Genomic DNA, 22,193 nt, shown 5'->3' with positions numbered 1-22,193 from the left:
GACTTCCGCGAAGCCGTAGGGGCCGCTGCGAATGAGTGCGACCTGGTCCTGAATGGCCTTGGTGGAGTTTTCGTTCAGGCTGGTGCCATGGCCGACGATGACGAGGCTGGTCTGCTCCCGTGGCACTTGCTGCGCGACTTCATTGGCACGCTGAATCAAGAGCCGCGTCATGTTGGGGTGGATGCCCACGGGATCGCAGTAGTGGATGGTTTTGCCATCGCGCTGCGTGGTGGGTCCGCTGAGCTGCAGCTCACGCGGCAGCACCTGCTGGCAGAAGTAGCCTTCGCTGATGAAATTTGGGACGATGTAGATGACCTCGCTGTCCACCATCTCGTACACCTCGCGCATGTTGGGCTCTTCTTTCCAGAAGCAGCAGACGACCTCGCGGAACAGGCCACGGCGGCGGATGGAGTCGGCGTGCAGGTGCGTTGGCGCGCTGGAGTCCGGGTTCGTGGTGGAACCGTGACCGATGATGATGAGGGCGGCGTTTTTGTGGGAGTTCACGGGCGAGAGGGAAGCTGGAATGACGAATGACCGGTGATTACGTCAGGGAATCAAGGGTTGGAAACATTTCGTCGTCTTTTCCACTCACCCATGCCGAAAGCGCACATCTTTGATCTTGGCATCGGGCAGCGTCTCTTGCAGGCGCTTGAGAATTTTCACTTTCTCCTGCATCAGCGCGTGATGGGCGGTGGGCTGCATGAGTCGGACGGTGAGGATGCCGCGCTCGAAGGTGTCCGGGCGGGTGAGCTTGAAGAGGAACGCCCCGACGATCTCCTGCCAGGCGGCGAGGATGTCTTCCAATTTGACGCGATTGCCCATGCCGGCCTTGGCCATGATCTGCGTGGCGAGGTCGCCCACCCTGAGCGTGGGCAGGTCCATCAGCGGCCCGTCCTCCACGCCACGCCACGCGGCGATGAGGCTGTGACGCCTGCGCATGGCGTAGGTGGGCTTGCGATTGTTCATGGGCGCATGCTAGACGGCAATTGGCGGGTGCTAAATCACAAATTTGAAATCTCGCATTTCTCCGGGCCGTTGGTAAAAATGCCTCCCTCCCAATTTCCAATCATGTCCGACGCCCTCCCCACCGAACACACCGACCCGATCAATTCGCAAATCCTCGCCGTGAGCGAGGACCGCATCAAAGGCTTCACCCCCACTCCTTTTCAGGACATCGCGACCCTGAGCGGCCTGCCGCTGGAGACCGTGGTGGAGCGCATTCAAGCGATGCTGAAGGCCGGGGTGATCCGCCGCGTACGCCAGACGCTGCTGGCGAACAAGCTCGCTGAAGGCGCTCTGGTGGCCTGGAAAGTGCCGACGGAAAAGCTGGAGGCCGCCTTTGAGTTCCTTTTCAAGCAGGACCCCTTCAGCGGCCACGTGGTGCTGCGCTCCACGGACCGCGAAGTCAGCGGCAGCGACTACCGCCTGTGGACCACCCTAAAAGTCCCGCAGGGCTACGACATCAACCAGCATTGCGATGTGCTGGCGCGTCTCATTGGTGCCGAAAGCTACTACACCATGCAGGCACACGGCATCTTCGCCCTCGGCGTGGGCCATGTGCGCCGCAAGACGATGGAGCCCGGCGAAAAGGCCGATGTGCCCGCCGCGATGATGACCACCAACATCGCTGAACTCGATGCCGAAGAATGGAACGTGCTGCTGCATTTAAAGGGGGATTTGAGCATCGAGGAGATCGGCGCAAACCCCTGGGAAGGCCGCGCCGAGGCCGCTGGGGTCTCGCTGGAAAAATTCTGCGAAGTCGCCAGGCGTCTCGATCAAAAAGGCGTCATCGGCCGCTTTTCGACCTTCCTGGAGCACGTCAAACCCAGCGCCACGGGCGTGCGCGTGACGCGCTTCAATGCCCTCTTCCACTGGAAGGTGCCGAAGGGCATGGAAGAACGCGCCGGTGGGGAAGTGGGCCGCCACACCATCATGACCCACGCCTACTGGCGCGAAGGCGGCGACCGCTTTGCCAATGTGAACATCATGGGCGTCATCCACGGCACGGACAAAGACATGGTGCTCATTCACAAAGCCGCCATCGACAAGCATCTGGCAGATGTCGGCATCCCGCTGGAATACACGAACGTCTTCTGGGGCGGACGCAGCGAGATCAAGCCCAGCGAAATCTCACCGATCGTCTTCAATGAATGGCACGCGAAGTGGAAGGACGTGGCGGGTCCGGTGGTGTGAGGTGTCGGTGCCTGCCGTACGATGGGCACTCCTGCCCGTCGGCCAGCGCTACCGCTGGCTCCCGGTGCCCACGATTGATCCTCAAGCTTGCTGCACGAGCCGGTGCCGAGGTGGCTGCGGTGGCGGCGCAGGCTTGTTCGTGAGGCACAGGGCTCTCTCGGTGCTGCCGCTGTGGCGGCGCAAGCTTGCTCGTGAGTCATCAGGCTCTCACGGTGCCGCTGGCCGACGGGCAGGAGTGCCCATCGTACTTCTGCAAGCACGCCCTAACACCTCATCGTGCGTGCTCTCGCCGACAATCTCCGGCGCTGCGGCCACGATGCAGGCATGGGTGCTGTCGATGGTGGCTGTAGGCTGAAGAAATTCGTTCATGAGAGTGGTCGAGAATCCTAACGACTGGGGGCGTGATCTGCCGGTGGGATATGAGTTTCCCCCTGTTTCACCGAAACGCTGTGGAGGCAATGCAACAAACCTCACAAACGCAACGCCTGGGTATACGCGTGCACAGGCTGCGCGGTGGCAGCGGAGCAAACCGAAAGGCGGAGGCGGGGCAGGGAATCGAAGCCCCGGCCCGCGCCCCCGCATGATGCTTTTACCCAGGCGTGTGAGACAGTGCAGCAAACCTCACAAATTCAACGCCTGGGTATTCGCGCAGGCTCATTCCCACGTGAACTCGTAAGTCACGAGCTTGCCCTTTTTGGAAAGCAGCTTGCAGCGGCCTTGCTCAATGAGGTGGGGGATGATCTCGCCATAAAGGCGGGAGATGGTGAGTGCTCCGGGTCGGCCAGGATTGGCGGCAAAGCGGCGGCTGAGCTCCGTCTTGGTGTAGGAGGCGCGGCTCTGGCCGGGGTTGGTGGGGTGATCCCCGGAGATCTGCACCATCAGCCATTCGGCGGTGTCGCTCACCAGACAACGTCTGCCTACTCCTTCCACGTACATCATGGCATCCAGGCAGGAATCCTGGTGGGCCTCTGCCATGGCCAGCATGTCATCGGAGATGATGAAGGGTTTGAGACTGTCGTCCTTGGCCCAGCGGCAGGCCTGGAAGATGACAGCCAGCTTCAGGCAGCGCATGGGGGATTCATTGAGGCTGGAAAGCAGGCTTTCATCTCCATTGGTGTATCCTGGTATGCTCATGCAGCGTTGGCGGTTGCGCGTTTGCAGCATGATCCAGTACTGCATGGCATCGCGGGTGAGGCTGGCTTTTCCCACACTGCCCTTCAGGTGCGTCAGGTTTTGAAAGAGGTCGGCCAGGCGGTCGAGTTCGGCATTCTCCAAAGACTCTGGCCACCAGATGTCCCGCGCCTGCTTGGTGGCCACGTAAAAGCCAAACCGGCGGCGCAGCCCGCTGCCGGCCTCCAGTTGTGAAAGCCTGGCCACCCCAAAGGTGGAGCCGATGCAGAGGCTCAGCGTGGCCTGCGGGATGGAGCGCTCCGCCTTGCCATCCTCGCTGCTTTTGCATTCACGCCTGAAGTTCTGGTTCCAGGGTGAACCATCGTAGAGCCGCAGGTAGCGTGCGGAGACCTCGCGCCCGTAGGCGCTGGTTTCCCAGCTCCGCAGGATGGTGTTCCCTTCATCCTCAAACTGCAGCCGGTGCGGCTGATTTTCAAAGGTGTCAAACAGCGCGGAGTCGCTCGCGTTCCCCGCGATGAGATCGTCACTCATGAGGATCTTCCTGGCGATCTTATCCGCCGGGGCAAAGGTGGTGCTCTTGCGCAGCCCGGCGGGCGTGGCGATGAAGTTGTACATCGTCAGCGGCTTCTGGCTGCCAAAGTCCAGTGTCACATGCGGGGTGAGGAGCTTGCCACACAGGGCCAGGATGGGGGCGATGATGAGAGCATCCGGCAGCTCCGAAACCCCACGCACAAAGTTTCGATAGTCCGCCAGGATGGAATCCTCTGGGATGGAATCCTCTGGGATGGGATGCTCACGCGAATGCCCAGGCGTTGAGTTTGTGGAGTTTTCATCGTCGTGGCTCGTCGCCTGCGAATACCCAGGCGTTGAATTTGTGAGGTTTGCTGCACTCACCGCGCAGGAGGGCTGTGCCGGCGGGCCGCCGAATGGGTGGTCTCCTGGGGCGCGGAGATCGTTCGTATGGAAGAAGTCGCCGCCGCTGTGGTTCGTGTCGTTGGAATTCATGTTAAGATATATTAAGTTGTGGTATTCAAGTTAGGATTGATCGCAGGCGTTTGCGCAGGGGCGCAGAAAGGCGCGGCGGCGTGCCGGATGCGGGCGCAGGAACCGGCCGTCAGGGGGGGCGCGACGGTGGTGGCGATTGGTTGCCAGACCACCGGGCGTGCTGCCGGGGTGTCCTGCTGGTTGCGAAGGTCAGAGTTCTTCACTGCCTGCTCCGCTGTCCCCCTCAGGCTGACGCGTTCTTCACGACGAACCACCCAAGGATGGCTGCATAGGTGGAACTGATGCGGCGAAAGTCAATGTCATTTGATGGTATGATGAAGCCGGGCGGGGATGCGAATTGCATCTGACGCGGGGTGGGGAAGACAGGATTAACAAGATGATGCAGGATTTTCAGATCCGGAAAACCTGTTAATTCTGTCATCTTGTGAATCCTGTTCAAAAGGCGGTCGGCTGCTCAAAGATCCGACTTGTGCCCTGCGGACTGCGTCTAGCTCCACAAAATCCACGTGATCACCCTTGTCGTAGATGATCCAAGTGATAAATTCAATGCCATGAGCAACACGATCACTCAGCCCGTTCCGAAAGACCTTCGGCAGCAGATGATTCAGCGCATCCAGTCCGCGCCTGAGACGGACGTGCTGTTGTTGCACGAAATCTGGCTCTCGGCGGCCAAGGATCGGCTGTGGCAGGAGATTCAACAGGATGCGACAGTGGAACAGGAAGCGGGCAAGCTCGATCAGGTGCCTGATCTGGTGCGCAGGTATCGTGCCCGCCACGCAGCGGTATGATCATCTGCATCGACACCAACACGCTGATTCAAGGCCGCGTGCCAAGGCATCGCTATTTTCCGATCTTGGACGCCGTGGTGGCTGGCAGGTTGCAATGGGCCATCTCGAACCGCATCCTTGCGGAGTACAAGGAGATCGTCACGGCATCCGCAGGGGCCGGAGCCTGGACAAAGCTGGAGTTGCTGATGGAGTTGATCGACGTGACCACGGGCAACCTGATCCGGGTGAACCCCCACTTTCAGTTTCACGTGATCGGCAGCGATCCCGATGACAACGCCTTCACCGACTGCGCCATCGCTGCCCAGGCCGATTACGTGATTACCGAGGACCATCATTTCACCCCGCTGGCCAACGCCGGATACAAACCGCAGCCGATCACGCCGTCAGCCTTCATTGAGCGCTACAAGGGGATCCATGTGTGACTCCTCAACGGGCGTCGATAGGTAATTGCGCCAGGTGCCAATCCTGGCAAAATGCCCGGCATGAATGGCACTCGGTTAAGGGCATGTTTCGTCCGCATTGCCGCCAGGCTCTCAGCACCAAAGGTGCGGCGGACTCAGCCCAGGGCGCGGCGAGGAACGAGCAAGCCCTGGGTTACCGCACAGCCCTCCGGGCAGCAAACCCAGCGCCTTCTACACAAACCGCGTCCGCCAGCAGCGCCCTCGACGCTCCTCCTCCTCCGCCACCCAGCGTCCGCAGACTTCCAAGATCCACGATGGATGCCCTTAACCGAGTGCCATTCATGCCCGGCATCTTTTACATCATTCGAGCTCACCTGAAGTAGTAAAACAAACTCCCGCCGTAGGTTTGGTCGAGGTTCTCCTTGGAATCGAGAATCAAGTTGAGCGGACGCAGTCCGAAGTAGCCAAACTCATCGAATGGTTGAATGAGTGAGTTTATCTGCCTGGTCCACTCATCGCGCAGGCACGAATGTTCCCACTCAGACATCTGCTTTGCCGTGTAGAAAAAGAATATCACCTGGCCAATCCCGACAACGATCTTCCAGAGCGCTTCGTGCTTAAGCTGTTGCCTGAACTGATCGAGCATTTCCTCTGAAAGTTGGTACAACACATCTATCCGCGCAATAGGTTCGAATGCAGAAAAGATCACAAACAGATCCTTTGTGCGGAAATTTGGCAGGCCGCATTCCGTCAGAAGAAGAGTGAACTGCTCACTCGCACGGCGTTCGTTGATCGAGGTGGAAAAACTGAATCTGCCGGTGCGCAGCTTGCTCAATTGAGCTTCAGTCTCCACGATAACCTCAATTCGTGGACGACGAATCAGAGCATCAAATTTATAAATGACATTCAACACGGGTACCTTGTGCTCTTCGGTGATCCACTCGGCCATTTCATGGAATGGCCGCAGCAATGGCGTGCCTTCCTGCTTCAGGCGCTTCGTTTTTTGATAGGATTCGTCCGCTGGCATTACCATATCGAATTTGCTTTGGTGCCAAAAGCTTCCGGCATATTGCTGAAGGCTTCAACACGGGTTTTCATCACGCTTGCTTGCCAGTTATGAGCTATTTCACGCCATGGACTTGGTCGGAAAACAGTAACTCAACAGCGTTCAACGCTGTCCAGCCGAGCGCATTTATCCATCATCCATGGGCATGCGGCGAGAAACAAAAACGCCACCTCCCTCACGGAAGATGGCGTCTTCTAAATCAGCTTTCCGCAGCCCTTACGCCACGATCGGATGCAAGTTGGTCTTGCACCATTCGCCGTTCTGCATGGTGACGCCATCGGGGTCTTCGACGGCGCAGTGGGCTTCGTCTTCGCAGATGATCCAGCCGGAGTAGTCGCGGGCGACGAGCCATTCGGTGATCTTGTGGAAGTCGAGCTTGCCTGTGCCCATTTGGGCCCATGGCTCAGCGCCGTTGCCGGAGAAGTCCTTGTAATGGATGTGGTTCACCAGGTGCTGCCACTTGTTGAGGGTGGCGATGACGTCCATGCCGCCGCGAATGATGTGGCCTACGTCTGGGGTCCAGCCGGTGACTTTGGGGTCGAGGCTGCTGAGGACGACGTCGTAATCTTCCTGCGTGCGGACGAGGGATGCGGGCGGGGAGTTCGGATGGTAGGAGCACTTGAGGCCGAGATCGGCGGCGCGCTTGGAGACGGCGTTGACATTCTTGGCGATGTTGAGTCGGCGGCTCTGCAGGTTGTCTTTGCGACCGCTTGGCAGGGTCACCGTGCCGAGCATGGAGCCGGGGAAGTGCTTGAGGAAATCGAGGGTGAAATCAGCGGCTGCCTTTTCATTGGGCGCTTCGGTTTCGCCATCCCAGGCGCAGACGAGGGCGAGTCCGGCGAGCTGCATGTTGTGCTGCTGCAGGACGTCCTTGAGCTTAAGGGGATCGCAGAAGTCGCCGAGCCAGTACTTGCCGCATCCGAGGGCGCTCTCGGAGATTTCCAGCACCATGGGTTCGATGCCGGTGAAGCCTGCTTCTGAGGCGACCTTGATCATGTGGTCGAGCTTGTTGTCGTAGCCTTTGCCGGTGCCCTGCATGAACCAGGTATAGACTTGAGAACCGAATTGGATTTTGCCCATGGTGTGAGTGTGGTGGTGGGTTTGCGTTGACGGAAATCACGGCGGCCTGTGTGGCCGGTGGAGCGGCATTGGAGACGAACGTGTGCGGGCTGTCCAGCGCCAAAGTGCGGCGGTGGTTGCCAGAACATCGGCAGGCTTCCATTAGACAAAGGAATGAGTTGGCAAAGGAATGCCGATCTTCTGAACCCAAGACTTTTGAATGCTGATTGAAAAAATCAGTCATTCTTTTGCCCTCCATTCCTTTGTCGATCCGACCGCTTGCTTAGGAACAGCATGGCACGGGCTGCTGATGCGGGCTATGGCTTCTCGGGCGGGGGTGGCAGGGCGTCAGGGATCATGGGCTTGTCGCGGTCGCGGATGTCGTGGGCGATCTCGGCAATGACGTTGGTGCTTTCGCGGCGTTTGGTTTTGGTCAAAGCCAGCGGGATGTGGAGGGTGCTGCGGGTGGGGCCGCTGCGGCGCTTCACCACGACCTCGGCGTCTAGGACGATGTCGTGCTGCTTTTTGGCATCGAGGCTGATGTAGGGCCCTAGGAGCAGGCTGGCGCGGGTGGTGCCGGGAGTTTGAGTGGGGGTGAATTCGGCGCGGCCCTGAAAGCCACGGGCTTGCATGGGGGCCTCGAAATGGTCGGCACCGCTGAGGCGCAGGCTCTTGATTTCAAACCACTGCTGGTCGCCCGGCTGGCCAAAGGCGTGCAGGCGCATCTGGTAGGGGCCGACTTCGGAGACCATGGCTCCGCCGACGACCATGGCGCTGACGGCGATACCGGATTCCGTGGCCTTGGGGATGAACTCCACCCTGAAGGCGCTGCCTGCCGCCGTGGGGGCTGGTGCGGTGGCTTGGTAGTCGTAATGCGTGGTGAAGACATGAACGCAGGAGGGCAGCCAGACGAGGGCTAGCAAGGAGAGCAGGGGACGCATGAGGGGCAAAATGCAGGGCTGGGAGGTGAGATGCGAGCCTGAAAAAGGCAGGACGGTCATTTCGGTTTGTGAAACCAATTACCTTTATTGACAATAATATATATATTGAATATAATTACAATAACATGCCAGTTTATCGACTTCTCCTTTTGTGCGCCGCTCTCGCCCTGCCTTTTGGCACGGCGCAGGCGCTGACCTGGGTTGAGACGGCTAATGGCGACCTGTCTGGCGATGGCGGGGTGCCGACGCTGCTCGGTGACTTGTCTTTGGGGAGCAATTTGATTTCGGGCACGATGGGGGCTGTGGGGGGCGTGGGGCCGGTGGACGCCGACGTCTGGAATTTTACCATCGCCGCCGGCTACTACCTGACGGGCATCAATCTGACGAGTTTCTCCTCCGCCAGTGGCAACAACAGCAATTCCTTCATGGCCATCGACGATGGGGGCAGCATCAACATGGGCGATGCCTCCCTGCACCTGAGCAACAATCTTTTTAGCAATCAGGTGGATGGCTTTGGCAATACCCACACCGACCTGCTGGCGCTGATGATTGACGGACCCTTCTTTGGCGGCACCGGTTTTGATGGTCCGCTGCCTGAGGGGAACTACACTTTCTGGATTCAGGAGGGGGGGGATCAGATTAATTACAGCATCGATTTTGTGACGTCACTCACGCCGGTGCCTGAGCCCGGCAGCCTGCTGCTGCTGGGAGTGGCTGGGCTGTGGTGGCTGCGGCGGAGGCGGTGAGGTGCTGGGCGGTTCGGAAGGAGAGGGACCATCCTGGTCCCTTTGGGGAAGGGGGGGGCGCGGGGCGTGGCGGGACCAGGATGGTCCCTGTTTGGGAAGAGTGATGGGTGAACGCGGAGCGTTGTGGGACCAGGATGGTTCCACTCCTGTGGGAGTCGCAGGGTCGTTTGGAAGGAGAGGGACCAGGATGGTCCCTGTTTGGGAAGAGCGCTGGGTGAATGCGGAGCGTGGTGGGACCAGGATGGTCCCACTCCTGTCCGAGGCGCTGGGTGGGGGCGGGGAAGCATGAAGAAGTGAGGGACGCTGGGAGAGGGTTTGCAAAGAGCTGGGGGTGGGGCTAAGGCGGGCCGCACATGATTCGGAATCTCCTGTTCGACTGGTCCGGCACGTTGGTAGATGACCTGCCGGGGGTGCTGTGTGCCGTGAATGGCATGCTGCGCAGCGCAGGTGCCGCAGAAATGACGCGGGAAGAGTTTAAGGCGCGCTTTCGCCTGCCGTACACGGAGTTTTTCGCGGAGGTGTTGCCCGGCCTGCCGGTGGAGCGCCTGCAGGAGCTCTACCTGGAGCATTTTACCCATGATCACGCAGACATCGCGCTGCTGCCGCACGCGCGGGAGTTGATTCAATTCGCCGCTGCCACGGGCCGCCGGCTGGTGGTGCTGAGCAGTGCGCCGCTGCCGCATGTGATGGCCCAGGCGGAGGCGCTGGGGGTGCGGGATGCATTTGAAATCATGCGCTGCGGGGTCGTGGACAAACGCACGGAAATTCATGGGCTGCTGGCGGAGCTGGACATGGCTGCCGCAGAAACCGCTTTCATCGGCGACATGCGGCATGACATTGACGCGGGCCATGCTGCCGGAGTGGTGACCATCGCCACCTGCACGGGTTACGAGAGCGCCGAGATGCTCATGACCGCCGCGCCGGACATGCTGGTGCCGGATCTCTCGCGTCTGCCCGTCTTACTGGGACCGCTGACCGGGGGAGACGGGGCATACCCGGTGTCCACCGTGGGCGCGCTCATTTTGAATGCGAAAGGCGAGATGCTCCTCATCCGCACGCACAAGTGGAGCCACCGCTGGGGCATCCCCGGCGGTAAGATCAAACGCGGGGAGAACTGCGAGGCGGCGCTCATTCGCGAGATCATCGAAGAAACGGCGCTAACCTTACAAGGTATCGAATTCGTCATGGTGCAGGACTGCGTGGAGCCGCCCGAGTTCCTGCGTTCCGCGCACTTTCTGCTGCTGAACTACATCGCGCGCTGTGCGGACGCGGATCCGCAGGTGGTGCTGAATGAGGAGGCGCAGGAGTTTCAATGGCTGCCGCTGGCCGAGGCCCTGCGCATGGACCTGAACATTCCCACCCGAATCCTGCTGGACGAATGCGTGCGGCGGGGGCTGCTGGGCGGAGTGACGAATGAAGTTCCCATGCCGCAAAAGCTTGCTGCGACTTCGGCATTGTCAGATCCCAAACTCCGGCTAAAAGCTCCCGTCCTCATGCTTCCCCCTGACGAAATTCGCATCTCGGCACTGCGCCTGACCACCCACATCGGCGTGCCTGAAGAGGAACGTGCCGGGAGCCAGGTGCTGGAGGCTGACGTGACCCTGCGCATCCGCAGGCGGTTTGAGGCGATGAACGATGACATTGCGGCCACGATCGACTACGCCGCTGTCGCGGCCCGGCTGCAGCAGATCGCGGCAGAGCGGCCGCGCCGGTTGATCGAAACCCTCGCGGCCGAGATGGCGGCGTGCGTGCTGGAGGAATTTCAAGCCATTGGTGTGATCCTTGAATTGCGTAAGCGCATCCTGCCGGACACCGATCATGTGGCTGTCCGATTGGTGCGGGGAGAGTGAACGGAATGGCTGGAGCAGGGTCGAAGAATCTCGATCTATCGTGACCTGCTAAGAATTGAATCTTGCCTTACCATGACCACTCTGCGCTTTCTTGTTGTCGCTCTGCTTGCTTCGACCCTGCTCCTCTCTTGCGGTTCCTTTGAGCATGTGGATTCCCGCCAACCCACGGTATCCCAGCAGGATGCCAATGATGTAAGCTGGGGCCTTGCTCCCCGCAAAGCGCGTGGGAACCCGAAGATGCGCTATCAATACAATTCCAGAACTGAGCAGGCCCCGAGTCCATGATGCCGGCGCGCTGGGCTGACCGCAGCAGGGTCTATGCGTTTAATTTGAAGGCATTCGGGCTGGCTTAGGCCTGCGCCGACACATTCTGCCCGGTGCCGAAACTGCGGCGCTGCCTCTGGGGCGTGGAGAGTGAACGAAAAGGCTGGTCGCAGCGTCCAAGACTTCGATCTTGCCAGCTAGAGCCAGCCCGCCTAGTATCGTGGCCCTTTAAGAATTCAATTCTGCCAAACAATGACATCTCTGCGCTTCATCTTTGCCGCTCTGCTTGCCTCGACCCTGCTCATCTCCTGCGGGTCCTTTGAGCATGTGGATTCCCGCCAACCCACAGTGGCCCAGCAGGATGCTGCCGATGTGAGCTGGGGGCTGCCGCCACGCAAAGCACGTGGTAACCCGAAGATGCGCTATCAGTACAATTCCAGGGCAGAGCAGGCCGCAGCGCCCATGAGCCTCGAACCGGCAGCACCTGCCGTCCCGTCTCTGGCACCCGCACCTGCGCCAAGCAGTGCGGCCCCGAGCAGCCCTACGATCCCATCCAATCTGCGCTAGTGCGGCATGGATTCTGCTTTCCCCGTTTTTAATACCGTACGACACGTGAAGACCCCGCTTCTGACCTGCCTGCTGGCCTTTGGCTGCCAAGCTGCATTGACCGCCCAGCAGTTAAAGGCCCCTGAATCCCTCAGGCCTAGCACCACCCCGGTGCTGCCAGCACCAGCCCAGACTCAATCCACCGAGGCGGTGGACAAACTGGCTGAGGAAGCGCAGAAAGCGCTGTTCCAGTCCGTGGATAAGTCGGGTGGCGGTGCTGCCACGACGACTAGCGGCGCAACGAACCGCACCTATGCCCCCTACGCCTCTTCCACTCCGATGCGCATGCCGGTGCAGCGGGCTGAAGATCCCGGTCTATGGGCGAAAGATTCAGTGCACAAACTTGCGGTGATGGAGGTCGCTTTCGGTGGCGCACGTGAGACGGTCATGATCGAGTTGTTTCCGAACTCGGCACCGCAGACGGTGAATAATTTTATGGACCTCTGTGACAGCGGCTTTTACAACGGTCTGGCCTTCCACCGTGCCATTGAGGGCTTTCTGGTGCAGACGGGTGATCCGCTGACTTCGGATGAGTCTGCACGTCTCAAATGGGGCACGGGTGGCGAGGACAAAACGATCCCTGCTGAGATCAAACTGCCGCTCCGTGTCGGAACCGTGGCCATGGCCCGCCGATCAGACAAGGTCAATCCTGAACGCCGCTCGAACGGCTCGCAGTTTTTCGTAACGCTGGGCAATTACGGCGCGCTGGAAGGAAAGTACACTGCCTTTGGTCAGGTGGTGTCCGGCCTAGAAACTTTCAAGCGCATCTCCCTCATGCCGGTGGATGCCAACGACTGTCCTGTGGCCCGGATCGAGATCAAGTCCGTCAAAGTCATCACTCAGAAGGGGCCTATGCAACTGCCTGCTATCTCTGCAGGCGAAGGCCGGCGCTACATCAAACCAGATGCGGCGCGCGGCATGGTGGGCCGGTTCTTCCATCACATTTGGTAGAGGCAAGCGGGCGGACGCTCTTGCGTTAACCGTTGCATGCCGTATCCGAAGTTTGATGGCGGATTGGGGGGAGGCGTAGATTGGGTGTGTTTGGCATCCATGACTTGGCCAGCTTCCCGCACACAGGTTCGCCAAACCGCCCGACCTTTGGGGAAGGCACCGAGTAATACGGTGTCATCACACGGTCACAGACGGGCGGGCTGTCGCCACGCCCATCCTAGATTCAGGCGCGTCGCCACCGGCTTCGCGCGCTACTTTGCCGGCAGTTCAAAACAGACCGCTTCACGGTCATTGCGCAGCAGGAGCCAGCGCCCGGCGAGTGTGGGTGGATTCCACGTCTTGGTGTTCAATGCCTCAAGCCGCGATACTTCCTCCAGCCGTTCAGGATTGGCTTTAACCAGGGCGACGAAGCCCTTCTCCGCCTGCACGATCATCCACTGGTCTCCCACGCGGATTTGCTGGCCGAAGCCGTACCGCCCTTCGCGCCAGACGCGCTCACCGGTTGTCAGATCCACGCAGCAAAAGGTGCCCTCATCCACGGCGTAGGCGTGGGTGCCAAAGACACTCGCGCTGCTGAACTTCGTGCGCGGAGCACTGCCGCTCACGATGGAGGCAACGGTCATCTTGCCGCCTGCGTCCGCCTTGATCTCCAGCAGGTGGCTCTTCAAACCGTAACTGCTGGTGATGAAGATACGCTCTGGCGTCACCTGCACCGGTTGCCCCACTTTGGGAAACGCACCCTGCCAGTCAAACCGCCACAGCACCGCACCGCTGGCGGGATCATGCCCGGTCACGGAGTTGGTGTTCAGGGTCACGATCTGCTCGCGTCCGGCCAGCGTCATGAGCACGGGAGAGCTGTAGCTGCCCCCGTCCTCTCCCGCCTTCCAAGCGATCTGCCCGTCACTGCTCCGGTAGGCGATGAGGGAGGCTCCGTCATCACCACCGCTGCACACGACGTTGTCTGCCACGATCAAAGGGGCCGAGCTCTTGCCCCATTGTGGGGACTTGGTCGTGCCACTGTCTTTGAGCACTTCCTTGCTCCAGCGGACTTTCCCCGAGGTCAGGTCCAGGCAGTTGAGCAAGCCTTTGGCACCCAGCGTGAAAACCACGTTCTGCGCCAGATCCACCGTCGGGGTGGCGCGCGGGCCGATGCCGCCCATCGCTTCATCAAAGCGCGCCGTGTCGGCATGCGCCCACAGCAGTTTGCCCGTGGCGAGATCATAGCAGCTCACGAATTCTTGGGCATCCCGCTGCTCTTGCGTGATGGCCCGCCCGCCCGCCACGGCAAAGCCTGACCAGCCGTCTCCTACCTGGATGCGCCAGACTTCACGGGGTGGATGGGCTTTCCAGTCAGTCTGCCAGTCAGGTTCCGGCAAGACGCCATCGCCTTTAGCGCCGAGAAAGCGCGGCATGTTTGCTACACCCGGTGGAGTCGGGGAAGGGGTGGCGGCAGCGGCACCGGAAGGGATGAAGGGAGCGGGCCGTGACTCCTGCGTCTGCCAGCGCAAGGCCAGACTCGGCATGGCGGAGCCGTCAGCGGAGCCTTCATAGCGCACGAAAAAGCGAAAGGCGGCCACCACGGCGATGACGCCCACGATGAACAATCCCAGGCGCTTCAGCCGCACGCCGCGAAGGTGCAGCGCCCACCAGAGACCGAGGAGGAGCAGCCACAGCGGGATGAGCAGCATCACGCTGGCGGCGCGAAACGTGTGGTCGGTGGACCAAAGCCAGGCGAACACTCCGCCAACCAGCAGGGTGAGGAAAAGAGGGAATTTGGGAATCATGAGGGCGGGATGTGCGTCATTCTACGTCTCTTACACGGCAAAGGAAATGGCTGGCGTTATTTTGCGTATGTCTCATCCTCGGCCCATTCCACCCAACCCACATGAAACAGTTTATCCTTTCTTTGTTTGCTGCGTCCAGCCTGCTGGCCGCCGACCACGTCGTCTATGAACCCGCCGGTGCGGCGAAAGGGAAGCACATCGTGCTCCTTTCCGGCGACGAGGAATATCGCAGCGAGGAATCCATGCCCATGCTCGGCAAGATCCTCAGCCAGCGCCACGGCTTCAAATGCACGGTGCTCTTCAGCCTCGGTGCGGATGGCACCATCGAGCCCACGGCGGCCACCAGCCTGAGCCATCCTGAGGCGCTGGACTCCGCCGATGCCATCGTCATGCTGCTGCGCTTCCGCCATTGGGATGACGCCACCACCAAGAAATTCGAAGCTGCCGTGAATCGCGGCGTGCCGATCATTGCGCTGCGCACCAGCACGCATGCGTTCAACGGCTACGCCAAGGACAGCCCCTTTGCCGCGTGGAACTGGAATAACCCAAACGGCGGCTGGGGTCGCAAATTTCTCGGTGAGACCTGGGTCAGCCACTGGGGCAGTCACAAGCATGAGGCCACCAAGGGCATTATCGAAGCTGCGAATGCCAGCAACCCGGTGCTGCGTGGCGTGAGCGATCTCTTTGGCACCACCGACGTCTATGAAGCCGCTCCGTCTGCCGATGCCGTCATTCTGGTGCGTGGTCAGATTTTGCAAGGCATGACTGCCGACTCTGCACCCGCCAGCTACAAGAAAGCCACCGCCGCCAAAGTGGAGCAGGAGGTGAATACGCCGATGATGCCCATCGCTTGGCTGCGCACGGTGAAGAACGATGCAGGCACCGAAAACAAGATCCTCGCCACCACCATGGGAGCCGCCACCGACCTCACCAACGAAGGCCTGCGCCGCATGGTCGTGAACGGTGTCTTCTGGGGCCTCGGCCTCGAAGTGCCGAAGAAGGCGGATGTGAACATCGTGGGTGAATATAAGCCGACGATGTACGGCTTCAAAGGCAACAAGGTGGGCGTGAAGCCGGAGAGTTTTGAGCTGGCTAAGTAGCCATCCCATGAAAGCCGAAGATCGCTAATTCCGCGCAATCACTTCAGCTCAGCGCGGCGTTGAGAAGACAGGATTAACAGGAAGGCAAGATTATGCAGGATTCCAGATCCGGAAATTCTGTGAATTTTGTGATCCTGTTAATCCTGTCCAAATCGGCTGTCTGCCGCCCAGAGAGTCCATTGGACCGAAAGCCTTGGAGGAACTGCGGGCTCAAATTCAGCGCGGCGTTGAGAAGACAGGATTAACAAGAGGGCAAGATTATGCAGGATTTCAGATCCGGAAATTCTGTGAATTTGTGATCCTGTGAATCCTGTCCAAATCGGCTGTCTATGCAGAGCGCTTGCGGCGCAGGTGATTGAGAGCTTTAGCTCGCTCTGGGAACCTCACAAAATTTCCAGAACGAGCTGAAGCTCCTGACTACTTCAGCTCAAACACAAACGGCAGGCCCTGCGCGGTCATCATGGCTTTTTCCTTGGCCATGAAGCGTTCGGCGAGTCGGGTGAAACTGCCGTCGCTGTGCATGCGGGTGAGGACTTCGTTGACCTTGGTTTTCAGCTCATCATTGCCCTGCTTCAGGCCGATGGCCCAGACTTCCTCACGCAGCGGAGCGAGCAGAGCGCGCGTCTTGCCGGCGTACTTGGACTGATAGTTCATGATTGAGAGCTGATCGTAGATCCAGGCATCGACGCTCGCGTTCACCACTTCCATGACGCAGGACACATCCGCATCTAGGGCGATGATTTTGGCGTCCTTGAGATTCTCACGAGCCCAGCTTTCGCCGGTGGTGCCGAGGCGGACGACGACCTTGCGGCCCGGTGCTTTTAAATCGGCGGCGCTTTGAACGGTGGAATTATTTGCGACCAGAACCGCGAGGCCTGTCTTCACATACGGCTCGGAGAAATCGATGGACTGGCGCCGCTCAGGCGTGGCGGTCATGGACGAAATGACGAGGTCAACGGAGCCGGTGCGCAGAGCGGTGACCAGACCGTCGAAGTTGATGTTGCGGAACTCCACCTCGCGTCCCAGCGCCTTGCCGATCTCGCGTCCCACCTCGATGTCCACGCCGCTGATCTGACCTTTTGCATCGACAAACTCAAAGGGTGGGTACGTTGCATCGGTGCCGATGATGAGCTTGTTGCTGCGTGTGCAGGCGCAGAGCGTGAGAAGCAGGGTGAGGGCGAATGAGCGGAGCATGGGATTGTATCAGGAGTTTAATTCACCGGCATAGTCACTCGGCATGCGCCAGTCGCCACGCGGAGAAAGGGCTACGGAGCCGACCTTGGGGCCATCGGGTACGCTGGAGCGCTTGAACTGGTTTTGGGCAAAGCGTTTGAAGAAGAGGGCGAGCCACCGGGCGATGGTTTCGTCATCGTACTTGCCCGCGAAAGCCTGCGCGGCCAGCCAGCGGATTTTCTCGGCCTTACTGCCATGCCGCACGAAGTGAAACAGGAAGAAGTCGTGCAGTTCGTACGGGCCCACGGTGTCCTCGGTCTTCTGCTGCAGCGATTCATCCGCCGCGAGCGGCAGGAGTTCGGGGGAGATCGGCGTGTCCGCGATGTCCAGCAGGGTGGCACCCGCTTTCTCAGCAAAGGGACCGGCGGCGGCGCACCACTCGATGAGGTAGCGCACCAACGTCTTCGGCACGCCGGAGTTCACGTGATACATGGACATGTGGTCGCCATTGAACGTGCACCAGCCCAGCGCGGCTTCGGAGAGATCGCCCGTGCCAACGACAAGGCCGCCGGTCTTGTTGGCGAGATCCATGAGGATCTGCGTGCGCTCGCGTGCCTGCGAGTTTTCGTAGGTCGCATCGTGCTGAGTTTCTGAATGGCCAATGTCGGCAAAGTGCTGATGCACGGCGTCATTGATGGAAATGGTGCGCAGTTCGATGTTGAGCGCCTCGGCAAGTTTTTCGGCATTGCCCTTGGTGCGTGTGGTGGTGCCGAAGCCGGGCATCGTGACCGTCAGTGCGGCGGTCATCGGCATGCCCGCGCGCTTCAATGCTTCCAGCAGCACCAGCAGCGCGAGGGTTGAATCGAGGCCGCCGGAGAGACCGAGCACCGCCGTTTTCGCGCGTGCTTGCTTCAACCGGCGGGCGAGGCCGGTGGCCTGAATGGCGAAAATTTCCTCGCACACCGCTGCACGATCCACCTTGGCCGAAGGCACGAAGGGGTGAGCGGAGATGGATCGCAGCAGGGTGTCAGCACCGCCGAGGGCAGCACCGAGGCTGAATGTGACGCGGCGGAAGCCGATGCCGCCTGCTTCATCGCGAAAGGCGGAACTCTTCAGCCGATCATGCGCCAGAGACTGCACATCCACATCCGTCATGATGGCGCGTGTCTCGAACGAGAAGCGTTCGGTTTCACCGAGGAGCACGCCGTTTTCCGCCACGAGGCCGTGGCCCGAATAGACCACGTCCGTGGTCGATTCACCGGCTCCAGCCCCGGCATACACATACGCGGACAGGCAGCGTGCCGCCTGCTGCGCCACGAGGTGGCGGCGGTAGGGGGCCTTGCCGAGAACTTCCGTGCTGGCGGATGGATTGGCCAGCAGCACCGCCCCTGCGAGAGCGAGATGGCACGAGGGCGGAACGACTGACCACAAGTCCTCGCAGATCTCGACGCCGAGCACAAAGCCCGGTACGTCCAATGCTTCAAACACGAGCTTCGTCCCAATGGCGACCTCCTGATCGTTCAGGCGCAGGGTTGAGAGATTCAGCGTGTGCGCGGGCGAGAACCAGCGGCGCTCGTAGAACTCCGAGGAGTTTGGCAGGAAGGTCTTCGGCACGAGTCCGAGCAGGCGGCCCTTGGCCATGATGGCGGCCATGTTGTAGAGCCGGTCCTGCACCCGCAGTGGCAGTCCCACGACCAGCACGCAGGGCAGGTCCTGCGTGGCGACAACCACGTCAGCCAAACCTTTCACTGCCGCCTCCAGCAGTGGCGTGGTATGAAACAGATCCGCGCAGGAGTAGCCGGTGAGGCTCAGCTCTGGAAACACCGCGAGCCGACAGCCGCGCTGCGCCAGCGTGCGCGCCTCACGGGCGATGATGGCGACATTCTTCGCCACGTCACCAAGCACCAGTTCCGGGGACACGGCAGCGACACGCACAAAACCAAGTCGTTCACGGGTGGCGGTCGGGGTAGGGGATGCTTGCGGCATGGGCAATCCTAGCACGCAGGATATGGGGTGTGCGAGGAGGAAGTACGATGAGCACACCTGACTGGAGAACGTCCCATGGGCGGGATATGAGCCGTCATCACTCGGCGGCTCACGGAGACTGGTGGGAATTTGCGGGAGCGCTGATCGACGGGCAAGAGTGCCCATCGTACTACTCCAGCATGCGTGCCTTCAACTCAGGCGTGGGCATCATGCAGGACTCGTCTTTGCCGAACCAGCGGTAGCGGTTGCGGGCGATGAAGTAATAAGCGGCATCGCGCAGTACACGCGGCAGAGGTTTGAAAATGAGGGCGAGCTTCCATACGCCGCCGAGGGTGCGGGCGATTTCGAGAGCGGCATCGCTGGCCTGGAATGCGCCGCGCGGGGTGAGGAAGAGCATCGCATTCGGTGCTGCGGGATCGAGGCCGTGCTGCGTGTAGAGTTGGCTGCCGAGAGGGCTTTGGATGGGGGCAAACTTGATTTTTCCCTGGGGATCGCGCTTTAAGATGAACTGCACGCTGCCATTGCAGAGATGGCAGACGCCATCAAAGAGCAGGAGGTGGTTGCAGATGGGATCGTAGTGGGGCACGGCTAGTCAAGCTTACGAGTGTCCGCTGTTGTTGGCACGGACGAAAACCAAAAGAGGTAGGCAAAGATGAGCAGGGTGCCAAAGCCCAGGGTGAACCCCCAGATGTGGGTGTAGGCCATGGGATGGAGAACGTAGGAGGCGATGCGGCTGAGCAGAGAGACGGGCCGGTGCAGGAGGTCCCAGCTGTTCCAGCGGTCAAAGCGGCCGAGATAAATACCGAAGCCGCTCAGGCCGAGCGAGCCAAGTGTGACACACCATGCCGTGGCGTGGGAAAACTTCCGGGCAAACCAATGCTGCACGATGTGGAGGGATTGAAAGCCAAGCCAGAGCGAGACGAAGGCAAAGGAGAGCAGCATGAGGAGATCCACCCACTTGGGGACATTGCGATTGTGCTCGTTGAGGTGCATCAGATCGGTCAGCACATAGGGTGCATTGGGAAAGAACAGCAGCCAGACGGCCAGCACTGGCAGCGCGAGGATGGGGCGCTCAATCCAGCGCAGGCCCAGGCTGAGGCCGAGCGGGATGCCGGCCAGGAAGAGATTCCACAGCATGAAGGCGTAGTATTGATTTCCCGCGAGCTGAAAGCGCCAATTGAGCACGATGCAGCACCAGAGGCAGGCAAGGAGATTAAGGAGAAGTGTGCGCTTGGACATGACGGAGGCCATGTTACGCCTCCTTCCGCAGGCACAGCAAGCGGTCGTCGATTTATGAAGATGAATTCACGCGGCGTTCACCGGGAGTTCAAAAAGGGGCATCATGGAGCGGCGCTTGCCAAGTGCCGTCTTCCGAAACCGGCACTTGGCAAGTGCCGCTCCTTGGCCCCGTGATCACGCCACCACCTTGCGCCTGTTCTTTGCGGCTTTGAGCTGTCCGCACCCAGCAGCCACATCGATGCCACGCCGCTGGCGGATGGTGCAGGGAAAGCCTGCGTCCTGGAGGATGCGGTGGAAGGCGTCGGCGGCAGAGTCGCTGCTTTCTTCTCCGGCGTAGCCGTCGGTGTGGTTGAGCGGGATGAGATTGATGTGGGCATCCAGTCCGTGGAGCAATTCGGCGATGAGCCGTGCGTGCCCAGGGGTGTCATTGACGCCTTCGATCAAGGTCCAGGCGAAGAAGATGCGGCGGCCGGTCTGTGCATTGTAGCTGCGGCAGGCGGCGATGAGATCTGCCAGTGGCCAGCGCTGGTTGGCGGGGATCAATTTCGCCCGCTCCTCCTCCGTGGCGGCGTGCAGGCTGACGGCCAGATTGTAGGGGCGCTTTTCCGCTGCCATGCGCAGGATGCCGGGCACGACGCCAACGGTGGAGACGCTGATCTTGCTGGGGCCGATGTTCAGGCCGCGCGTGTCGCAGATGATGTCGAGGGCTGTCATCACGGCGTCGTAGTTGTGCAGGGGCTCGCCCATGCCCATGAAGACGAGATTGCGCAGGCCTTTTTTCTCGCCTTTGGCGCGCACGCTGCGCTGCCCGTGCAGCACCTGGGCCACGATTTCGCCGGGGCGCAGGTGCCGTACAAAACCCATCTGCCCGGTGGCGCAGAAGACGCAGCCCATGGCGCAGCCTGCCTGCGTGCTGACGCAGGCGGTGTGGCGGCCGGGGTAGCCCATGACGACGGTCTCAATCTCCTGCGCATCGGCCATGCGAAGGAGGAACTTGTGCGTCAGGCCATCACTGCTCGCGGTGTCCAGAGAGACGGGTGGCACGTCGAGCATCCATGAGCCGTCGCTAAGCACCTGCGTGAGCCATTTGCGCAGAGGTGGCACGAGGTCCTCGCGGGCGAGGGGATCGGCCATCGCCTTGAAGTGCAGGGTGTTCCAGAGCGTGCCCGCATGCGCGGGGCGCAGACCTGCTGCCACGATGACCTCGCGCATCTGATCAAAGGTCAGGTCATGAAATGATCTTGGCATCAGGTGAGGTAGGGGTTCTCGCGCTTCTCGCGGCCAATCGTGGTGTCGTCGCCGTGGCCGGGGAAGACTTGGGTGGCATCAGGCAGAACGAAGAGCTTTTTGATAATGCCCTTGAGCAGGAGCTCGGGGGAGCCGTCTGGGAAATCGGTGCGGCCAACGCTGTCTAAGAACAGCACGTCGCCGCCGAAAAGCAGATTTTGGCTGGGGAGGTGGAAGCAGAGGCTGTCTGGCGAATGGCCGGGCACATGGTAGAGCCGCCACGTCTCGCCGAGGGCTTCGATCTGGGTTTGTCCTTCGAGGATTTCATCAGCTACGAAGGGCGGTACGGAGAAGGGGCTGCCCGTCACGGCACCGTAGAGGATCTCCAGCGTCAGCTCCTTGGAGTAGGGAGCAAAGGAGTAAACGCGGCAGCCATGCTCGGCTTTGACAGCAGCGGCATCCAGGACGTGGTCGAAGTGCTGGTGGGTGAGGAAGAGGACGTCCACCTTCACGTTTTGCTGTTTGAGCCAGGCGGCGATGCCATCCGGCGCATCCACCAAGAGGGTGCCGCCAGGCAGAGTGAGCAGGTAACCGTTCGTGGCGGCGATACCGCCGGTGTAGGTGGAGATTTCAGACATGGAGATGGCGAAAGACGGGAAAGAGGTGGACATTTCAACCCAGAA

General features: G+C 60.4%; 22 protein-coding genes. 8 read left to right on the top strand and 14 right to left on the bottom strand.

The genetic code is table 11. The features are described 5' to 3' along the window. Nucleotides 1–504 (bottom strand): CbiX/SirB N-terminal domain-containing protein (locus PSV43_RS03640; RefSeq protein WP_300193884.1); only part of this gene is annotated, 504 nt, incomplete at its 3' end. An 84-nt stretch (nt 505–588) separates the two neighbouring features. Continuing rightward, the gene (locus PSV43_RS03635; protein ID WP_300193882.1) at nt 589–966 is read right to left on the bottom strand and encodes a DUF721 domain-containing protein; all 378 of its coding nucleotides are present in this window, start codon (nt 964–966) and stop codon (nt 589–591) included. A gap of 102 nt (nt 967–1,068) precedes the next feature. On the opposite strand from PSV43_RS03635, the gene PSV43_RS03630 reads away from it, so the two are divergent. Next, a complete protein-coding gene (locus tag PSV43_RS03630; protein ID WP_300193880.1) occupies nt 1,069–2,193 on the top strand; it encodes an Lrp/AsnC family transcriptional regulator in 1,125 nt (374 codons plus the stop codon). Between the two features lie 207 nt (nt 2,194–2,400). Here PSV43_RS03630 and PSV43_RS03625 read toward each other — a convergent pair whose 3' ends face one another. Both PSV43_RS03625 and PSV43_RS03620 read right to left on the bottom strand, forming a co-directional pair. After that, nucleotides 2,401–2,562 carry a hypothetical protein gene (locus tag PSV43_RS03625; protein WP_300193878.1) on the bottom strand — a complete coding sequence of 54 codons (162 nt, stop codon included), beginning with the start codon at nt 2,560–2,562 and terminating at the stop codon, nt 2,401–2,403. A 285-nt stretch (nt 2,563–2,847) separates the two neighbouring features. Beyond that, entirely contained in the window at nt 2,848–4,329 is a 1,482-nt protein-coding gene (locus tag PSV43_RS03620) for a DUF3987 domain-containing protein (protein WP_300193876.1), read from the bottom strand. Between the two features lie 551 nt (nt 4,330–4,880). Between PSV43_RS03620 and PSV43_RS03615 the strand changes: the two genes are divergently transcribed. Beyond that, entirely contained in the window at nt 4,881–5,117 is a 237-nt protein-coding gene (locus PSV43_RS03615; protein WP_300193874.1) for a hypothetical protein, read from the top strand. Then, nucleotides 5,114–5,539 (top strand): putative toxin-antitoxin system toxin component, PIN family, encoded by a 426-nt coding sequence (locus tag PSV43_RS03610; RefSeq protein ID WP_300193872.1) that lies wholly within the window; start codon nt 5,114–5,116, stop codon nt 5,537–5,539. Before PSV43_RS03615 ends, PSV43_RS03610 begins: the two co-directional genes overlap by 4 nt. A gap of 349 nt (nt 5,540–5,888) precedes the next feature. Here the strand turns inward: PSV43_RS03610 and PSV43_RS03605 are convergent, their stop codons facing one another. The 3 genes from PSV43_RS03605 to PSV43_RS03595 all read right to left on the bottom strand — a co-directional run bounded on the left by PSV43_RS03605 (nt 5,889) and on the right by PSV43_RS03595 (nt 8,584). Next, nucleotides 5,889–6,545 carry a hypothetical protein gene (locus PSV43_RS03605; protein WP_300193870.1) on the bottom strand — a complete coding sequence of 219 codons (657 nt, stop codon included), beginning with the start codon at nt 6,543–6,545 and terminating at the stop codon, nt 5,889–5,891. 255 nt (nt 6,546–6,800) lie between these two features. Next, on the bottom strand, nt 6,801–7,664 hold the full coding sequence (locus PSV43_RS03600; protein ID WP_300193868.1) for a sugar phosphate isomerase/epimerase: 864 nt from the start codon (nt 7,662–7,664) through the stop codon (nt 6,801–6,803). Nucleotides 7,665–7,960: 296 nt separating this feature from the next. Beyond that, a complete protein-coding gene (locus PSV43_RS03595; RefSeq protein WP_300193866.1) occupies nt 7,961–8,584 on the bottom strand; it encodes a hypothetical protein in 624 nt (207 codons plus the stop codon). A 125-nt stretch (nt 8,585–8,709) separates the two neighbouring features. Between PSV43_RS03595 and PSV43_RS03590 the strand changes: the two genes are divergently transcribed. From PSV43_RS03590 to PSV43_RS03575, 4 genes are all read left to right on the top strand, one after another. Next, nucleotides 8,710–9,330, top strand: coding sequence for a PEP-CTERM sorting domain-containing protein (locus PSV43_RS03590; RefSeq protein ID WP_300193864.1), 621 nt, complete (start codon nt 8,710–8,712; stop codon nt 9,328–9,330). A gap of 353 nt (nt 9,331–9,683) precedes the next feature. Then, a complete protein-coding gene (locus tag PSV43_RS03585) occupies nt 9,684–11,180 on the top strand; it encodes an NUDIX domain-containing protein (protein ID WP_300193862.1) in 1,497 nt (498 codons plus the stop codon). A 516-nt stretch (nt 11,181–11,696) separates the two neighbouring features. Continuing rightward, complete coding sequence (locus PSV43_RS03580; RefSeq protein ID WP_300193859.1) at nt 11,697–12,011, top strand: hypothetical protein; 315 nt, start codon at nt 11,697–11,699, stop codon at nt 12,009–12,011. A 45-nt stretch (nt 12,012–12,056) separates the two neighbouring features. Then, nucleotides 12,057–13,001, top strand: a complete 945-nt coding sequence (locus PSV43_RS03575; protein ID WP_300193856.1) for a peptidylprolyl isomerase — start codon at nt 12,057–12,059, stop codon at nt 12,999–13,001. 251 nt (nt 13,002–13,252) lie between these two features. Here the strand turns inward: PSV43_RS03575 and PSV43_RS03570 are convergent, their stop codons facing one another. Continuing rightward, the gene (locus PSV43_RS03570) at nt 13,253–14,785 is read right to left on the bottom strand and encodes a PQQ-binding-like beta-propeller repeat protein (RefSeq protein WP_300193854.1); all 1,533 of its coding nucleotides are present in this window, start codon (nt 14,783–14,785) and stop codon (nt 13,253–13,255) included. Between the two features lie 101 nt (nt 14,786–14,886). On the opposite strand from PSV43_RS03570, the gene PSV43_RS03565 reads away from it, so the two are divergent. Then, entirely contained in the window at nt 14,887–15,885 is a 999-nt protein-coding gene (locus PSV43_RS03565) for a ThuA domain-containing protein (protein WP_300193852.1), read from the top strand. A 417-nt stretch (nt 15,886–16,302) separates the two neighbouring features. On the opposite strand, the gene PSV43_RS03560 is transcribed toward PSV43_RS03565, so the two are convergent. The 6 genes from PSV43_RS03560 to PSV43_RS03535 form a co-directional block, all read right to left on the bottom strand. After that, nucleotides 16,303–17,079 (bottom strand): transporter substrate-binding domain-containing protein, encoded by a 777-nt coding sequence (locus tag PSV43_RS03560; RefSeq protein WP_300193850.1) that lies wholly within the window; start codon nt 17,077–17,079, stop codon nt 16,303–16,305. 9 nt (nt 17,080–17,088) lie between these two features. Further along, nucleotides 17,089–19,044: an NAD(+) synthase gene (locus PSV43_RS03555; RefSeq protein ID WP_300193848.1), complete on the bottom strand. Its 1,956-nt coding sequence runs from the start codon at nt 19,042–19,044 to the stop codon at nt 17,089–17,091. Nucleotides 19,045–19,213: 169 nt separating this feature from the next. Further along, nucleotides 19,214–19,630: a thiol-disulfide oxidoreductase DCC family protein gene (locus PSV43_RS03550; protein ID WP_300193847.1), complete on the bottom strand. Its 417-nt coding sequence runs from the start codon at nt 19,628–19,630 to the stop codon at nt 19,214–19,216. A 2-nt stretch (nt 19,631–19,632) separates the two neighbouring features. Further along, on the bottom strand, nt 19,633–20,283 hold the full coding sequence (locus PSV43_RS03545; RefSeq protein WP_300193845.1) for a DUF1361 domain-containing protein: 651 nt from the start codon (nt 20,281–20,283) through the stop codon (nt 19,633–19,635). A 174-nt stretch (nt 20,284–20,457) separates the two neighbouring features. Beyond that, nucleotides 20,458–21,531, bottom strand: a complete 1,074-nt coding sequence (gene rlmN, locus PSV43_RS03540) for a 23S rRNA (adenine(2503)-C(2))-methyltransferase RlmN (RefSeq protein ID WP_300193843.1) — start codon at nt 21,529–21,531, stop codon at nt 20,458–20,460. Further along, nucleotides 21,531–22,148 carry an MBL fold metallo-hydrolase gene (locus PSV43_RS03535; RefSeq protein WP_300193841.1) on the bottom strand — a complete coding sequence of 206 codons (618 nt, stop codon included), beginning with the start codon at nt 22,146–22,148 and terminating at the stop codon, nt 21,531–21,533. The genes rlmN and PSV43_RS03535 overlap by 1 nt, the downstream gene beginning before the upstream one ends. Between the last annotated feature and the right edge of the window lie 45 nt (nt 22,149–22,193).

The sequence above is a fragment of the Prosthecobacter sp. genome, from assembly GCF_029946185.1.
Classification (GTDB): domain Bacteria; phylum Verrucomicrobiota; class Verrucomicrobiia; order Verrucomicrobiales; family Verrucomicrobiaceae; genus Prosthecobacter.
Note: the sequence above shows the minus strand (reverse complement) of the source record. Positions and strands in the feature narration are given on the sequence as shown.

Excerpts from the sequence above, each read along its gene's own strand:
- PSV43_RS03595 (WP_300193866.1), bottom strand. The coding sequence starts at position 8,584 with ATGCGTCCCCTGCTCTCCTTGCTAGCCCTCGTCTGGCTGCCCTCCTGC.
- PSV43_RS03600 (WP_300193868.1), bottom strand. The coding sequence starts at position 7,664 with ATGGGCAAAATCCAATTCGGTTCTCAAGTCTATACCTGGTTCATGCAG.
- PSV43_RS03625 (WP_300193878.1), bottom strand. The coding sequence starts at position 2,562 with ATGAACGAATTTCTTCAGCCTACAGCCACCATCGACAGCACCCATGCC.
- PSV43_RS03615 (WP_300193874.1), top strand. The coding sequence starts at position 4,881 with ATGAGCAACACGATCACTCAGCCCGTTCCGAAAGACCTTCGGCAGCAG.
- PSV43_RS03570 (WP_300193854.1), bottom strand. The coding sequence starts at position 14,785 with ATGATTCCCAAATTCCCTCTTTTCCTCACCCTGCTGGTTGGCGGAGTG.
- PSV43_RS03590 (WP_300193864.1), top strand. The coding sequence starts at position 8,710 with ATGCCAGTTTATCGACTTCTCCTTTTGTGCGCCGCTCTCGCCCTGCCT.
- PSV43_RS03545 (WP_300193845.1), bottom strand. The coding sequence starts at position 20,283 with ATGTCCAAGCGCACACTTCTCCTTAATCTCCTTGCCTGCCTCTGGTGC.
- PSV43_RS03565 (WP_300193852.1), top strand. The coding sequence starts at position 14,887 with ATGAAACAGTTTATCCTTTCTTTGTTTGCTGCGTCCAGCCTGCTGGCC.
- PSV43_RS03620 (WP_300193876.1), bottom strand. The coding sequence starts at position 4,329 with ATGAATTCCAACGACACGAACCACAGCGGCGGCGACTTCTTCCATACG.
- PSV43_RS03605 (WP_300193870.1), bottom strand. The coding sequence starts at position 6,545 with ATGCCAGCGGACGAATCCTATCAAAAAACGAAGCGCCTGAAGCAGGAA.
- PSV43_RS03630 (WP_300193880.1), top strand. The coding sequence starts at position 1,069 with ATGTCCGACGCCCTCCCCACCGAACACACCGACCCGATCAATTCGCAA.
- PSV43_RS03580 (WP_300193859.1), top strand. The coding sequence starts at position 11,697 with ATGACATCTCTGCGCTTCATCTTTGCCGCTCTGCTTGCCTCGACCCTG.
- rlmN (WP_300193843.1), bottom strand. The coding sequence starts at position 21,531 with ATGCCAAGATCATTTCATGACCTGACCTTTGATCAGATGCGCGAGGTC.
- PSV43_RS03555 (WP_300193848.1), bottom strand. The coding sequence starts at position 19,044 with ATGCCGCAAGCATCCCCTACCCCGACCGCCACCCGTGAACGACTTGGT.
- PSV43_RS03535 (WP_300193841.1), bottom strand. The coding sequence starts at position 22,148 with ATGTCTGAAATCTCCACCTACACCGGCGGTATCGCCGCCACGAACGGT.
- PSV43_RS03610 (WP_300193872.1), top strand. The coding sequence starts at position 5,114 with ATGATCATCTGCATCGACACCAACACGCTGATTCAAGGCCGCGTGCCA.
- PSV43_RS03585 (WP_300193862.1), top strand. The coding sequence starts at position 9,684 with ATGATTCGGAATCTCCTGTTCGACTGGTCCGGCACGTTGGTAGATGAC.
- PSV43_RS03560 (WP_300193850.1), bottom strand. The coding sequence starts at position 17,079 with ATGCTCCGCTCATTCGCCCTCACCCTGCTTCTCACGCTCTGCGCCTGC.
- PSV43_RS03635 (WP_300193882.1), bottom strand. The coding sequence starts at position 966 with ATGAACAATCGCAAGCCCACCTACGCCATGCGCAGGCGTCACAGCCTC.